Source organism: Chamaesiphon sp. OTE_20_metabat_361 (assembly GCF_031364565.1).
The window spans coordinates 1-14,388 of sequence record NZ_JANLWO010000051.1 but is presented as its reverse complement, the minus strand read 5'-3'; the positions used below and the strand labels follow the sequence as shown (position 1 = coordinate 14,388).

Annotated in this window: 15 protein-coding genes; 2 read left to right on the top strand and 13 right to left on the bottom strand. The window is 44.0% G+C overall.

Annotated elements, in window-relative coordinates; all coding sequences use genetic code 11:
- The first annotated feature begins 580 nt into the window (after nucleotides 1–580).
- Nucleotides 581–1,090, top strand: a complete 510-nt coding sequence (locus RMO35_RS01355) for a pentapeptide repeat-containing protein (protein ID WP_309738027.1) — start codon at nucleotides 581–583, stop codon at nucleotides 1,088–1,090.
- A 239-nt stretch (nucleotides 1,091–1,329) separates the two neighbouring features.
- Here the strand turns inward: RMO35_RS01355 and dnaG are convergent, their stop codons facing one another.
- The 4 genes from dnaG to RMO35_RS01335 form a co-directional block, all read right to left on the bottom strand.
- On the bottom strand, nucleotides 1,330–3,417 hold the full coding sequence (gene dnaG, locus RMO35_RS01350; RefSeq protein WP_309738026.1) for a DNA primase: 2,088 nt from the start codon (nucleotides 3,415–3,417) through the stop codon (nucleotides 1,330–1,332).
- 91 nt (nucleotides 3,418–3,508) lie between these two features.
- Nucleotides 3,509–4,603 carry a cobalamin biosynthesis protein CobW gene (cobW, locus tag RMO35_RS01345; RefSeq protein ID WP_309738025.1) on the bottom strand — a complete coding sequence of 365 codons (1,095 nt, stop codon included), beginning with the start codon at nucleotides 4,601–4,603 and terminating at the stop codon, nucleotides 3,509–3,511.
- Between the two features lie 241 nt (nucleotides 4,604–4,844).
- Nucleotides 4,845–5,264 carry an IS200/IS605 family transposase gene (tnpA, locus tag RMO35_RS01340; protein WP_309738024.1) on the bottom strand — a complete coding sequence of 140 codons (420 nt, stop codon included), beginning with the start codon at nucleotides 5,262–5,264 and terminating at the stop codon, nucleotides 4,845–4,847.
- 207 nt (nucleotides 5,265–5,471) lie between these two features.
- Nucleotides 5,472–5,648 carry a hypothetical protein gene (locus RMO35_RS01335; protein WP_309738023.1) on the bottom strand — a complete coding sequence of 59 codons (177 nt, stop codon included), beginning with the start codon at nucleotides 5,646–5,648 and terminating at the stop codon, nucleotides 5,472–5,474.
- Between the two features lie 449 nt (nucleotides 5,649–6,097).
- Here RMO35_RS01335 and RMO35_RS01330 point away from each other — a divergent pair, with 449 nt between their 5' ends.
- Entirely contained in the window at nucleotides 6,098–6,397 is a 300-nt protein-coding gene (locus RMO35_RS01330) for a PEP-CTERM sorting domain-containing protein (RefSeq protein WP_309738022.1), read from the top strand.
- Nucleotides 6,398–6,664: 267 nt separating this feature from the next.
- Here RMO35_RS01330 and polA read toward each other — a convergent pair whose 3' ends face one another.
- The 9 genes from polA to sppA all read right to left on the bottom strand — a co-directional run.
- Nucleotides 6,665–9,586 (bottom strand): DNA polymerase I, encoded by a 2,922-nt coding sequence (polA, locus tag RMO35_RS01325; protein WP_309738020.1) that lies wholly within the window; start codon nucleotides 9,584–9,586, stop codon nucleotides 6,665–6,667.
- A gap of 10 nt (nucleotides 9,587–9,596) precedes the next feature.
- Entirely contained in the window at nucleotides 9,597–9,782 is a 186-nt protein-coding gene (locus RMO35_RS01320; protein WP_309738019.1) for a hypothetical protein, read from the bottom strand.
- Entirely contained in the window at nucleotides 9,779–10,123 is a 345-nt protein-coding gene (locus tag RMO35_RS01315; protein ID WP_309738018.1) for a hypothetical protein, read from the bottom strand. Before RMO35_RS01315 ends, RMO35_RS01320 begins: the two co-directional genes overlap by 4 nt.
- 262 nt (nucleotides 10,124–10,385) lie before the next feature.
- The gene (locus tag RMO35_RS01310; protein WP_309738017.1) at nucleotides 10,386–10,859 is read right to left on the bottom strand and encodes a hypothetical protein; all 474 of its coding nucleotides are present in this window, start codon (nucleotides 10,857–10,859) and stop codon (nucleotides 10,386–10,388) included.
- Nucleotides 10,860–10,961: 102 nt separating this feature from the next.
- Nucleotides 10,962–11,399 carry a hypothetical protein gene (locus RMO35_RS01305; RefSeq protein WP_309738016.1) on the bottom strand — a complete coding sequence of 146 codons (438 nt, stop codon included), beginning with the start codon at nucleotides 11,397–11,399 and terminating at the stop codon, nucleotides 10,962–10,964.
- A gap of 110 nt (nucleotides 11,400–11,509) precedes the next feature.
- The gene (locus tag RMO35_RS01300) at nucleotides 11,510–12,166 is read right to left on the bottom strand and encodes a Uma2 family endonuclease (RefSeq protein WP_309738014.1); all 657 of its coding nucleotides are present in this window, start codon (nucleotides 12,164–12,166) and stop codon (nucleotides 11,510–11,512) included.
- Nucleotides 12,167–12,232: 66 nt separating this feature from the next.
- On the bottom strand, nucleotides 12,233–12,667 hold the full coding sequence (locus RMO35_RS01295) for a hypothetical protein (protein WP_309738012.1): 435 nt from the start codon (nucleotides 12,665–12,667) through the stop codon (nucleotides 12,233–12,235).
- A gap of 117 nt (nucleotides 12,668–12,784) precedes the next feature.
- Nucleotides 12,785–13,210 carry a hypothetical protein gene (locus tag RMO35_RS01290; RefSeq protein ID WP_309738010.1) on the bottom strand — a complete coding sequence of 142 codons (426 nt, stop codon included), beginning with the start codon at nucleotides 13,208–13,210 and terminating at the stop codon, nucleotides 12,785–12,787.
- A 138-nt stretch (nucleotides 13,211–13,348) separates the two neighbouring features.
- Nucleotides 13,349–14,388 (bottom strand): signal peptide peptidase SppA (gene sppA, locus RMO35_RS01285; protein ID WP_309738009.1); only part of this gene is annotated, 1,040 nt, incomplete at its 5' end.

Here is a 14,388-nt window from a genome sequence, read left to right as displayed (position 1 = left end):
AAATTCAGCCCGTTCTTGCGGCTGTGCTTGGGATACAACGTACATAGATTAAACCTCTAAAACTATCAATTTATTTGGGTCGCTATCATCCGAGCGATCGGTAAATATAGATCCACATTTACTCATGCCCAATCCAGAAACTTGCTAAAGATCGCATTCGATCTTGTATCTAGATCCTAGCCAATTTGTAGCCGATCGTCCACGGATATTATTACTACTTCATGGTGCTTGGGTAGGGGCTATGTGCGCGATTGCGGCATACTAGCAGCAATCTCCGTAAATATACCTCAGTTACTAGACAACTCGCGACGATCTCACTACCTGAAGTGCTAAAGTTCCGTGTTCGTCGGGATGTCAGATCGATCGATGAATGCGCATAATTGGGTCAGATGAAGTCAATATTCATCAAATCTAAAGTTGAGTAGCTGTGAGATATCGAGGTAGGATGTTGGTTGAGAATGTTGCTACATAGCGCGTCGTGTAGCACAGCCTCCGCCACGATCGATCTCTTGGAAGCCGTAGGTAGTAAATGCTAAGATTAATAGTTGTCAGGACTAAGATCCATTAGCAGCACATCATAATGAAGTTAAGTTTTCGCCGGACGATCGCAGGGCTATTTTTACCCGCATTACTGATATTAATGTCATTAGCGATCGCGAGTATTTACCCACACGCGGCATTAGCAGACGATTTTACAAAAGCAACTCTACCTAACGATTCTGATTTTTCGGGTAAAGATCTGACTACTTTTGAGTTTACTCAAGCTAGTGTCCGCCGAGGTAAATTTATGAACGCAAATCTCACTGGTGTGAGCTTAATTGGTGGAGATTTTGATTCCGCAGATATGACTGGGGCAAATCTGACCAACACTTTATTAGATACGGCGCGACTAACGCGTGCCAATCTCACTAATGCTATTTTAATCGGCGCGTCTGCTTCTGTAACTAATTTCGATGGGGCAACTATCGATGGTGCAGATTTTACAGATGTGCTTCTTAGAAGAGATGTCCAATTAAAGTTGTGTAAGGTTGCTAAAGGTACCAATCCAGTCACAGGCAAAGATACAAAAGAATCACTAGAATGCGCTTAAATTAATTGATAATTGGAGTTTGAAGATGGCGATTTACACCCCTACTTTTTGTTAATTAACACTAAAAATAGTAGGGTGGGCATTTCCCACCATAATCTTTAACTCTAAAAAGATATCAAATCAGAAATAGTTATTTATAAAAGAGTAGGGTGGGCATTGCCCACCATCTACAAGTACTTATTAATTACTTATTAATAGGCACCGCCCGCCGTCTACATTACTCAGCAGAATCTTCAACTCTAAAAAGATATCAAATCAGAAATAGTCACAATTCTCAACTTTTCTAGCTCCTGTAAGCGCTGTTGGGTAGTAGCAAATAACTGATAATTTTCAACCTTCTTGGCTAAATCTTCGGGATCTTTGCTCTGTAATTTATTGAGATAATATTTGCGCTTTTGTTCGCAGGCGAATTTCTCCAAACAGGCAATCGCCGCTCTGAGTACCAATGGCGATCGCTGAATTTCTTCAGCAGTATGTTCGTCGAGATTGAATAAATGCTCGACTCGTGCTGCTTGCACGCGATCTTCAAAGACTGAATCTTGCAACTTGGAGAGCAAGCGATCGTCCAAATAATCTATTTCTTCCTGCAAAGATTCCCGCTCGTCACATTGGGACGAGCGAGCGATAATCTGCTCCCACAAAAAGCGATGATGAGCCAATGTAAATGTCAATTCTGCTGAATCGAGCGCGTCGATAATTGTCAGGCGGTGGAGAGGATAATGGAGGTAGATCCGGAGCAATAAACCCTCCGCTTGTTCGATCAGTCTTTGATTGGGATGAATGCTAACTGGAGCAATTTCGATAAGTAGTTGTCGTTCTTCCGGCGGGGTATATTCAATACCTGACTCGATCGGATCGGGATAATCGGTAGCTGCTGGCGGCGGATATTTCGGTGGACTCGATTCTCCTTCAGAGACGCTACGCGAACGATTTGGCGGTAAATTACTGCCGCTAAATTTAGGTTCGGGGAGTGGTTTTAGTCCCTTAATTGCCGTCTGGAGATTTTCAATTAATAACGGTACCATCCGTGAATCATCAGCACTCAATAAACTTGCTGACTTTTTGAGATAATGGGTGCGGGTAGTACCATCAGTAATGTTTTGGAGCAACTTAATAATCTTCTGCGTAGCTGCTTGATATTGTTCTGCTTGCGTGAGATCCTGGTTTTCGATCGCTTTATCGATCTGCCAATCCAACCACAACGGCGCACGATCGAGTAAATCTAAATAATCCTGCTGACTGTGACTTTTTAAAAACTCATCGGCATCTTTACCCGTTGGCAAATTGAGGATGCGTAGCTGCAATTGTCCCTGATAAGCCAGATCGGTAACTTCCCCAATTGCCCGCTCTGCGGCAATATTACCCGCTTTATCCGCATCGAAATTGAGGACGATTTGTTTGGATTCGGTAAACTTAACTAACTGCTTCACTTGCGCCAAACTTAACGCCGTACCGAGTGCCGCAACCGCACTATCGATTCCCGCCGCATGTAAAGCGATGACATCAAAATAACCTTCAACTACTACTGCGCGATCGGTTTTACTAATTGCATCCTTCGCCCGATCGAGTCCATATAAAGTGTTACCCTTATCGAATAATTCTGTCTCTGGCGAGTTGAGATATTTCGGCTGTTCGTCACTCAAAGTCCGTCCGCCGAACCCGATAACTCTACCCCGTAAATCGCGAATCGGAATCATCAAGCGATCGCGAAATCTGTCATAATAACTATTGCCATCTTTACGCGCGATCGCCAGTCCAGCCGCGACAATCGCTTGCGGTGGTAAATTCTTTTGTTCGATCAGATAATTAGCTAAAGTTTCCCAGCCAGCAGGCGCATAACCGAGTTGAAAACCTTGAATAGTTTCATCACTAAAAGCGCGTTCCTCCTTTAGATATGTGAGGGCTTTTTCACCTTGAGGCTGGTTTAACGCATGTTGATAAAAGTTAGCCGTTATCGCCATAATTTCATATAACTGCTCCCGCTGAGAAAGTCGCCGCTGCAACTCCTGGCGTTGCTCCGGCGCCAATGTCTGCACCGGGACTTGATACCTACGTGCTAAATCTAAGACTACTTCCGTGAAAGATTGCTTCCCCAGCTCCATCATAAAAGTAATCGCATTCCCCCCCGCCTGACAACCAAAACAGTAATACATCTGCTTGGTAGGACTGACAGAAAAACTCGGCGATTTTTCTTGATGAAACGGACAGGTACCTAAATAATCCTTACCCCGTTTTTTCAGCACGACATGTCCGCCAATTACATCGACAATATCGACTTTGGCTTTAACTTCTTCGATCGTATCTGGATGTAAACGGGGGATATCCATGAATTAGTGGATAGTGGATAGTGAATAGTGGATAGTAGTAATTCGTAGGGTGGGCAATGCCCACCAGCTATTTTTCAATACTAGTACCGAATTATTTACTTGCTCGAACCAGATCGGACTCGACCGAATTTGCTTTCTCAGATCCACTAACATCTAAAGCAGTAGCGATCGAGACAGGATCGATCGAGTGTCCGATAAATACTAGTTTAGTCTGACGACGCTCATCGGTGCGCCAAGGACGATCGTAAAATTGCTCGAATCGGTTGCCCACACCTTGAATGACCAATCGCATCGGTTTATTCGGGACGGCGACGAAGCCTTTGATCCGATAGATTTCCTGTTCTGTAACGATGAGTTCTAATTTTTGGCGCAATTGTTCGGGGTTAAATTCACGATCCATTACCAAATGTGTCGAGTCGATCTCATCGTCATGATCGTGTTCTTCTTCTGTATCGTGATGGCTGGGACGATCTTCTAAATGGTCTTCAACTGCGGCGTTCAATCCTAATATTGTATCGACATCGACGATGCCTCGATCGCTGGTAACTATTTTCACAGCGCGGGGGAGTTCTCGGTTAATTAGATCGATCGTTTGTTGATATTGTGCGGGACTTACCAAATCGGCTTTATTTAAAATCACCAAATCAGCGCAAGCCAACTGATCCTCAAATAATTCCTGTAAGGGCGTCTCGTGATCGAGATTTTCATCCTCCTGTCTGAGCGCATCTACAGCCGCCGGATCGCTGGCAAACCGTCCACCTGCCACCGCATCGCAATCGACCACCGTGATGACCGCATCTACCGTCGCTGCGGTGCGAATTTCTGGCCAGCGGAAGGCGGTAATTAGCGGCTTGGGTAGTGCCAAACCGGAGGTTTCGATCAGAATGCAGTCGATGTCGTCCCGACGCGCGATGAGGGCTTGCATCGTGGGGAGAAATTCTTCCTGTACCGTACAGCACAAGCAACCATTGGTGAGTTCGACGATATTATTTGGGGATTCAACCTCATCATCGGGGCATACTTGACACGATCGCAATAATTCCCCATCGATGCCCAATTCGCCAAATTCATTGACAATTACCGCAATCCGCCGCCCTTGATTGTGAGTGAGTAAATGTCGGATCAGGGTGGTTTTGCCACTACCCAAGAATCCAGTAATGACGGTGACGGGAATTTTTTTTGCCATATCAAATTAAACTGTGTGTCTCGCTGGTCTTGGAAAGGTACTCTACTTTCAGGGTTCGCGACTAGGGCGAGCTGCTTCTAGCTAATCCTGGATCGAACTGAGTTCGGTCTTATAGTTTACCGCAATCGATCGCGAGATAAGTACATCTCGATCGATAACCCTGATGTTAAGCAAAACATCGATCGAAATCACCATCCCGAACGCCAATCGCAGATCTAGTCTCTGGCTACGGATCAACACCTCAAGATCGTATCGACTCAGTTCGTTCGAGTATTTGAACAATTTTCCCTGTTGAATGGTGTTGTTTTTGATTTTCTACATAAGCTATCGCCCATGCCAATCTTTGTTCGCCCAAGGAAAACACCGCATATTCATGTTGCCAAGAAAATTTGTAATTATCATCAGCCAGCTCTTGATTCAAATAACGCGCACTACTACCTTTAATTCGTTTAGCAAAATCAGCGATTGATAATTTAGGTGGTATTGAAACAATCAAATGGATATGGTCTTCAATCCCTCCAATCGCATGTAATTGGCATTCTAGAAAATCTACTTTTCCTTTGATGTGTGGATACAGGATTTGTTCGTGAGCTGTACTAATTAATGGTTGTCGCTCGTGGGTTGCCCAAACTAGATGATAAAATAGTCTCCAAAGTGGCATAATATTTGCGTTTTTGTTAATATTCCCTGGATTAGAGAGGATGTTAACACATGCGATCGAATTTGTAGATTATAGCGTAAGTAATCTTACTCATAGACCCTGGAATCTAGTCATTAGTTGAAGCCCTCAAATGAATTTGCGGATGCAATCACGCGGAGGGAACCTCCGCATGTGTTGCACCAAGCAGGGGCTAAGAGCGTAAGTTCGTTAAAACGAACTAATATCTCCGGCAGTTATCTTCAGATAACTTGTGCTATGAGCGCGAAATTCCATTTCAGCGCGGATGTCGAGCGCACCAATCACCCAAATCCGATCGAATCCACCTCGATCGACAACAGCTCTCTTGGCGGTTATCAGATGAATATTTCTCAGTAATTTTGGCAAGGTGGAAGTCGTGAAAATTCGGGTATACTACTGTCAGATAGTTTTCAATTACCAGAAAAATAATGAAAAGTACTTCTGCTCAAAAAATAATTAGAGATGCTGTGGCATAAGATGCCACAGCATCTAAACTTGCTCTAGCTGGTTCGATCGTCAGTTTTGGGATCGTCGGGGTAAATCCGGCTCAAGCAATCTCCTTAAATAATGGTACTGGCATCTCAAATCCAGCCAGCACCATCACTTTTTCTGAATTTACTCTGGGTTCTGGCACGCCACTTACCAATCAATATTCCAGCCTAGGAGTCACATTCAGTGGGCTTTCTGTTGGCTCTGCATTCGGAGCTACTCCGAATATAAGTGGTGCTGCGGCTGGAAATAGTAGTTTCTTCGGCGCAATTACAAACCCTTTTCTAATCAGCTTCACACAACCCCAATCACAAGCTGCCTTCAGTTTGGTTACTAATCCAGGAACATCAACCTTTAATGCCTTATTGAATAACTCCGTAGTAGATACATTCAGTACTGCAACCAATAACACTAGCAGTAACAATTTTTATGGTTTTACTGGCGTTACATTTGATGCCATCAGGGTTACGGCTGGATCTAATGGTTTGGCAGCTATCGATAACATCCAATTTGGTACGGCGACTGCTCAAAGCGTTCCCGAACCTTTTAGCATTATCGGTACCCTCATTGGTGGTACGGCAGCTTTTCGGATCAGAAAGAAATTAGCGGATGCTAATAAGGTGTAGATTGAACTGGGCTGGTATTGTTTAGTAATACGCAATACCAGTTCGGGTTGAAGATCTCCACTCAATGATTCTTAGCTGCGCTTCAGCACCGCCCTCAAATGAATTTGGGGCTAATAGCAAAAGTTCGTTAAAACGAACTAAGATCTGCGATAGTTATCTTCAGATAACTTGTGCTATTGGCCCGAACTTATAGTTCAGGGCGGTTTTTGTGCGAAGCAAGTCAATTTTTATTATCCCAAACTCAGACTAATTAGCAACTCACGTTATTTACTTTGCATCCATCCAATTAGCCCCAACCCCAATCTCCGCCACCATCGGCACACTCAGATCGACCGCACTTTCCATAGTTGCCTTAATCTTCGGCTGCAACTCCTCCCACTCATCTTGCGGGATTTCCAACACCAATTCATCATGCACTTGCAACAACATTTTCGCTTGATATTGCTCTAATAACTTATCAATTTTAATCATCGCTAACTTAATAATATCCGCACTCGAACCCTGAATCGGAGCATTCGCTGCCGCGCGTAAATTTCCCGCATCTACTTGTCCGAGATTACCGATATTATCCAGATCGATCGAGTTAGGATCGCTACCTTTTAAACCGCGCAATTTACCACTTTCAAATCGGAAATACCGCCGCCGTCCGCAGACAGTTTCCACATATCCGAGGGCGATCGCTTCTCGTTTGATGCGCTCTAAATAGTCAAAAATGCCTGGATATCGATCGTAAAACTTCTCGATGAAGATTTTGGCTTCGCTGGCTTTGATGCCAGTTTCTCGCCCGAATCTTGCCGCACCCATGCCATACACTACGCCGAAGTTGATGATCTTACCCATGCGGCGTTGTTCGCTGGTGACGGTATCGCTTTCAAACAATAGTTTGGCGGTGACGGTATGGATGTCTTCGCTTTGGTTGTAGGCAGTTATTAAAACAGGTTCTTGACTCAGATGTGCGAGGATGCGAAGTTCGATTTGCGAGTAGTCAACTGCGGCGAGAATCCAACCAGGTGCGGGGATAAATGCGCGGCGAATTTGGCGGCTAAATTCGGTACGAATGGGGATATTTTGGAGGTTGGGATTGGAGGATGAAAGTCTACCAGTAACGGTAACAGCTTGATTGAAATCGGTGTGAACTCTGCCCGTTTTTGGGTGGATTAGAGCGGGGAGAGCATCGACGTAGGTAGATTTGAGTTTGGAGAAAGTGCGGTGTTGTAAAATCAGATCGACGACTTCATGTTTGCCTTGCAATTTCTCCAAGGTATTGACATCGGTGGAGTAGCCAGATTTAGTTTGACGGATACCTTTGGTGTCTAATTGGAGTTTTTCAAATAGGATTTGCGCGAGTTGTTTGGGCGAACCGAGATTGAATTTTTCGCCTGCGAGTGCGTAGGTTTGCGCTTCGATTTTGGCTAAGTCTTCAGCTAATACTAGCGAGAGTGTTTTCAGGTATTCAGCATCGATATTGATGCCCCGATCTTCCATCGCCGCGAGGATGGGTTCAAGGGGGAGTTCGATATCTTGCAATAGCGCAAGTAACTTCGGTGCGGTGGCTAATTCGGCTGTGAGGAGATCGTAGAGGCGGTAGGTACCCCAGACATCCATGCCGCAATATTCGGCGACTGCGGGGATGCTAATATTGGCGATAGTCTGTCCTTTTGCTACCAAGTCATCGTAACTCTGCGGGACGATGCTCAGATAGCGGCTGGATAAATCGGTGAGATTGTGGCTGCTGTCAGGATTTAAAACGTAGCTTGCCAACATCGTATCGAAGACGACGCCTTGGAGTTCAATACCTTGGTTTTTAAATACCAATCGATCGAATTTTGCATTCTGCAATACCTTCGGATATGTCGCAGATTCGAGGATCGGTTTGAGGTTTGTCAGGACTAATTCTAGTTCTAAATTATCCCCCGAATCGTGTCCGATCGGAATATATGCCATCATGTCAGGCTCCGCACCCCAACAACAACCAATCCCGACTAACTCCGCATTGCGCGGTTCTAAATCGGTAGTTTCCGTATCCCAAGCAATGGGACGATTTGGATCGGTATACTGCTGAAGATTGGTAATTAAAGCCTGTAATTTGGCGACAGTATCGATAATTTGTGGTTGAATTGGCGATTGCCGACTGAGTTGAAATTTATCCGTATCTTCAGCACTAAAAAACCACATATCGTCACCGCCATCATCAGCGACAATCGATCCCTGTGGTGTGACAAGCTCATGAACTGCTTCGTGGGGACTATTAATACTCTCAAGAGTCGGAGCAGCCGCACCACCAAAAGCTTCCTGAAGTTTCTCGATATCTTTACTAAATCGATGCAATTCTAATGTTTGCAATATTGGCTGCACCTGCGCGAAATCAAACCCAGTTAATTTTGTCTCTGGTAACTCAATTTCCAGCGGTACATCAGTAATAATTCTCGCCAAATACTGAGAATGATCTGCATCATCCTTACCTGCGATCAATTTCTTCCCATTCGCACCTGGAATCTCCGCCACGCGATCGTAAATAGTCGCCAGATCTCCATATTCATTCAACAACTTCACCGCCGTCTTATCGCCAATCCCGCGCACCCCAGGAATGCTATCCGATTTATCCCCACACAAAGCCTTATAGTCAATAATCTGCGCCGCAGTCACCCCCATCTTATCGATGACACCTTGCTCATTCATTTCCACTACTGAAGGGCTACTTTGAGCAAAAGTCGAAGTCATGTACAACACACTAATTCTGTCGGCATCGCTCACCAGTTGAAACATATCCTTATCGCCAGACAAGATCTTCACCTGATAACCCTCGCGGCTAGCTCTCCCCGCCAGCGTCCCCAACACATCATCCGCCTCAAATCCCACCGCCGTAATCGTCGGTAAGTTTAACGCCGTTAATAACCCATACAAGTTCTGAATATCGATCGTGAAATCTTCGGGCGTTTCTACTCGATCGGCTTTATAATTATCATCAGCTTCATGTCGAAAAGTCGGCGCGCGTAAGTCAAACGCGATCGCCATCGAATCCGGTTTCTGACTATTAATAATCTCGACCAAAGCCTTGACAAATCCAAAACAAATACTCGTCGGCACTCCCGCCGAAGTCGTCAAGCCACCGCTCTTGCTTTTGGCATAGGCAAAGTAGGAACGGTAAGCCAGAGAGTGTCCATCGACGAGAATTAATAGGGGAGACATAAAATCTAATTTATTGTGCAGGTGGGACTTTTTGTAATAATCTTTCCCGTTTGTGCTGACGTAATTCTAAATCGATTTGAGCGATTGCATCATCTAGGAACAAATTATATAATTCTAATTGGCGGTTACTCTCTCGTAACCTATCGAGACAACTTTTTCTAGTTTCTTCCGTCGGATAAGGATATCGCTCGGTCATGATAGGTTCCAACCTCTTTTAATCTCTTGAGTACTAGCATTAGCAGCTTCTAGATTAGCTTGCCCATTCTCAATTGCTTTTGCCAGTAGATCTAGCATAGCATTTGTAGCAATTGGCTGTGCTTCCAAAATCTTCAACAGCAGGGTATTGAGGCGAGTGTAAGACTGGTTGAGTCTTTCTCTGGCGTTTTGCAGTTCTTCCAATTCACCAATCGTTCTAGCTGTCTCTCCATATCTATCGAATAATGTCCACTCTGTTGTGCTAGCTAATTCGATTGCATCTGCAAGTTGACGGAGTAGCCCAAAAGTCATCGTTAAGGTTTCTTCAGATAACTTCGCCATCGATCGAGAGTATGTTGGAAGGATATATTACTATTATCTCAGATTCATTTGCATTGTGGCAGCACAGGATAGATAATTTCATGTCTAAGCACATCCTTTAAATTTGAAGCTGCGACAACTTCATCCGTAGTCCAGAAAATTGTTTCTAACATCTTAATGACCTTATGTTTATTAGATAAAACATCAAAGATATATGGTGGTGCATTTCCACCGCCTAGACTTCAATCATTATTGAAGATAGTTATAAATCGATCGATTCATTCTAATCATCATCTGTGTCCCAATTCGATCGATTAATGAATGTATCGATCTGGTCTTGATGACGATCGAGTGCATCAAAAAAATCTCTGCTCTGTTGCCTCAATGTATCAGAAAGTTCTCGATTCTGTCGTTCCAAAGCACGGGCGATCGCTTTGACACTAACTACAGTTTCTTTCACATCAGAAGTAACTGCCATTACCGATTTAGCAATTGAACTAGTTCTGCGTTCGTGAGTACGTTTTACTTCAAGTAGTTTAGAAATTTGCTGAGTATTTTCCGCATTTGCTTGAGCGGTAGCAGCTATTAATTGCTGAAGTTTCAGATATTCACTCGCTCTTTGTTCTCGCTCTGTTGTCGCCTGAATTTCCATCCGCTCCATCCTTCTATCGAATGCTGAGATCGATCGAGCCAATAATTCAGCTATCTCTTCAAGCTGAGGTAATCTTTCTAGGGGTGTGTCATTCGAGTGAGTCATCCGATCTACTTTCTAACAGCTACTTTATTTAATAGACAATTATAACAAACAGATTGGGGATCTATGGATTAGATAGCGAGCGAATAAAGCTAGACATAATCTCTAGTCAGGAGGATTTTGCCTGTCGATCTTACGTCCAATTTCTTTGATGTCTTCGTGCAAATCTTCAAGGGTATCATAGAGTGAATTACTCCGCTCTTGAGATTCTCGATAACGGTCGATATTTTCTAGTCTTGATTCGCGAATAGTGCGGCGCAATTCCCTAATTGCCTTACGTTCGCTTTCAATACTCGTACTATTAGCTGCTATCGCTTTTGCATTAGATTCAATCAATTGTCTCGTTGCCGATAAGGATTGCTCGAAGCGATCGTGAAATGTTGCTTGAGCTTTAATTTGAACGCTAACTTCTTTAATCTGTTGAGATAGCTCGGCGTTAACTTCTTTAATCTGTTGAGATAGTTCGGCGTTGTTAATTAATTGTTGCTCCATCAACCGTTCTAGCCGCGTTAGTCGATCGATAGATTCATTGCTTTGTGTCATAGCAGTTCGAGATTAATGTCATCCAGCTCGATATATGTTTGCAGTACTATCTATTTTAACATCAGACACTCGATCGGGTTGTGCTTGTAGCGATCGAGCGACTTAAACTATTAACTGTTAACTGAATTTAATCCTAACTGCAATACTGCCAAAACATCCGCCATTGTTCCTGATAACATTGCTTCAACTGCTAACCATAAGCCAGGAAAAACTTGACTCTTAATTATCCCCTTCTCGTCGAGTTCCAATCGAATATAGTCACCATCTTGCAGACTAAACCAATCGATTTCTCGATCCAAAGTTCGCCAGATAATATACTCCTGCACGCCATTTCGACGATATGCAGCTTTCTTGTCATGAAGATCGATCGAGACTGTACTAGCTGCTATTTCAACGACTAATTCTGGCGAACCTTCGATATAGTCGTCCTCAGTAATTCTCGCCCCTCTACCTGGCATAAACATCACCGCATCAGGTTGATATTCATTATCTAGATCGAGGCGGACTGTTGGCTCGATGCCTAGCGTTACTTCCTCTGTGGCAATTATTGAATAGTTCCACAACCAGCCAATGATATTTCCATGAGGTTTAGCATGAGATTCAAAACGTAACGGTGACGCCATGTAGACAATTCCTTCGATTAATTCCGCTTTATTACTCCCGTTTTTTTGATAAGGCATCGCAGTATAACGTCGCTCGAACTCATGGCGAGTGAGTCTGTCGCCATTTTCTAATAATGGGATAGTTTTTGAGGAGGTTGTAGTCATAATTTAGGCTCCACGACTATTAATTGTTTGAATCTTGCTTTCTATATCCGGTTGCACTGGTTGAGATTACTGTCTGATTTTAGTAGTAAACCCAGAAGCTTTAAACTTCTTCAATTGCAGCGGTAGAGTCGCACTCGATGGCACCGTAACTCGCATTTCAAAATCATTAATTCCTGGTGGTACCTGCTCGATTAAACCCACTCGTCCCCGATTTGGCAAGACATTGTTATTGTCTGCGTCGTAAATCCGTCCGTAGACATCGGCATCGTAGACTGTCTTACCCGATTTGTTTTCGGCTTTGCCAGTAATCAAGAAACACAGCGCATCTTGAGTCACGCCACCGCTACTCACCGCACCTTTAGACATTTCTGCCGAACAATCCTTGTAACCAACATTTGACAATGGGATGGGTGTAACTGCGAAAGCTGCGGGGGCAAACAGCCACGTAGACATCGATAAAGCGATCGCGACGGTAAAAGTGATGAAAGTACGAATTATCATGGGAGGAAGCGAGGGGGAGAGGGGGAGACTGGGAGACTGGGGGACTTGGGGACTTGGGGACGGGGAGATTCAATAGTCAACTTTTCATTCTCTATTCCCTATTCCCTATCCCCTAACCTAAAACCATTGTCCCCCATTGAAGCGCGAATAGGGAGAGAGGATACGCAGAAGCGAATGAGTGACGATCGCACTCAATAGACTAAAGCTAGTATAAAACCCGATAAACCCAGGGATATTAAAGTTGGCTCGATCGATTCCTGGTAAGCCGATAACTTTAATAATCGTTACCAAAAATAACCCTTCCCATACCGCCGCGCCGAACTGTAATAAGCCATTCCAGTCGCCATCCCAGCGAAACCGCTGGAGCTGATGATAGCCAAAATCCCAGGCTAGTCCAAATATGCCCAGATAGATTAAGGTTAGTAAAGTTTGTCCGGCGATCGCTGGACTCGATCGGAGTACCATGAGAATGGTAAGCAACAGCCCGATTGTCGCCACTAACAACACGCGAATTTGCCAACGACCGAACAAAGTAAAAGTCATGATGTGTTCAGGGGTAACGCTCGGATTTACTGATGCTTAATTATGAATATTTGCCGATTCGAGGGTAATTAGGCACTGAGATTTTTTGGTGCGATCGTCTGACAGATTTGACTGATGTTATGCGCTACTAAGCTCATTCTAATCTAGTTTAAAGTTGAATGGTAAACGGACGTAAATACCGTGAGGATCGTTGAAGCTTTTGAGGGCATTCAGTTCGGTTTTGACTTTGAGCAATTCGGTAGTGAGGGGATCTTGACTCTGGAGCGAGCGAATTTCTTGGCTTCCACCAAATTGTTTAATTAGTTTCTCTTCCCAGCTTTCTACGACAGGGTATTCTTCTAGCTCCCAATCTTTACCTAATTTAGCAGTTTTTACTGCATGGGCGATCGCGTCATTAAGTCCACCGATTTCATCGACTAAGCCGATTTTTTTAGCATCAGTTCCCGACCAAACTCGCCCTTGGGCAATTTCGGCAACTTTTTCTTTTGGCAACTTCCGAGATTCGGCAACTTTATTGAGAAAATCATCGTAAATATCATTAACCATCTGTTGAGAAATTGCCAACTCTTGAGGAGTACGGGGTCGGGCGAGCGTCGTACTATCAGCTAATTTTGATGTTTTGACGACATCCCAGGTGATGCCATTATTATTAGCTAGTTTTTGATAGTTATAATTGATACTAATTACGCCGATCGATCCGGTAATTGTATTCGATTCGGCAAAGATTTTATTAGAATAAGTAGAGATCCAATAACCGCCAGATGCGGCAACATCGCCCATCGAAATAATTACGGGTTTCTCTTTGTGCAATAGTCGCACTTCCCGCTGAATGATGTCTGAAGCTAAAGCACTACCACCGGGGCTATTAACTCGCAATACTACTGCTTTGACATCTTTATCCAATCGCAATTCGCGGACTTGACGCGCGAGGCTATCACCGCCGATTTGTCCGGGCAATCCTTCACCGCTGACGATATTACCTTGGGCATAAATTACCGCGATTTTACGACTGGAACTGGTTGATGTTTTATTCGCGGTTTGGGCATAGTCACCGATACTGATTTTGCGGTAAGAAGTTTTATCTTCTTCATCAGCACCACTAATTTTCTTGAGTTCTGCTAAAACTTCATCTAGATAAGCAGTGCGATCGACTAGTTTATTTTGAATCGATTGGGCGG

Excerpts from the sequence above, each read along its gene's own strand:
- RMO35_RS01355 (WP_309738027.1), top strand. The coding sequence starts at position 581 with ATGAAGTTAAGTTTTCGCCGGACGATCGCAGGGCTATTTTTACCCGCA.
- dnaG (WP_309738026.1), bottom strand. The coding sequence starts at position 3,417 with ATGGATATCCCCCGTTTACATCCAGATACGATCGAAGAAGTTAAAGCC.
- cobW (WP_309738025.1), bottom strand. The coding sequence starts at position 4,603 with ATGGCAAAAAAAATTCCCGTCACCGTCATTACTGGATTCTTGGGTAGT.
- tnpA (WP_309738024.1), bottom strand. The coding sequence starts at position 5,264 with ATGCCACTTTGGAGACTATTTTATCATCTAGTTTGGGCAACCCACGAG.
- polA (WP_309738020.1), bottom strand. The coding sequence starts at position 9,586 with ATGTCTCCCCTATTAATTCTCGTCGATGGACACTCTCTGGCTTACCGT.
- RMO35_RS01320 (WP_309738019.1), bottom strand. The coding sequence starts at position 9,782 with ATGACCGAGCGATATCCTTATCCGACGGAAGAAACTAGAAAAAGTTGT.
- RMO35_RS01315 (WP_309738018.1), bottom strand. The coding sequence starts at position 10,123 with ATGGCGAAGTTATCTGAAGAAACCTTAACGATGACTTTTGGGCTACTC.
- RMO35_RS01310 (WP_309738017.1), bottom strand. The coding sequence starts at position 10,859 with ATGACTCACTCGAATGACACACCCCTAGAAAGATTACCTCAGCTTGAA.
- RMO35_RS01305 (WP_309738016.1), bottom strand. The coding sequence starts at position 11,399 with ATGACACAAAGCAATGAATCTATCGATCGACTAACGCGGCTAGAACGG.
- RMO35_RS01300 (WP_309738014.1), bottom strand. The coding sequence starts at position 12,166 with ATGACTACAACCTCCTCAAAAACTATCCCATTATTAGAAAATGGCGAC.
- RMO35_RS01295 (WP_309738012.1), bottom strand. The coding sequence starts at position 12,667 with ATGATAATTCGTACTTTCATCACTTTTACCGTCGCGATCGCTTTATCG.
- RMO35_RS01290 (WP_309738010.1), bottom strand. The coding sequence starts at position 13,210 with ATGACTTTTACTTTGTTCGGTCGTTGGCAAATTCGCGTGTTGTTAGTG.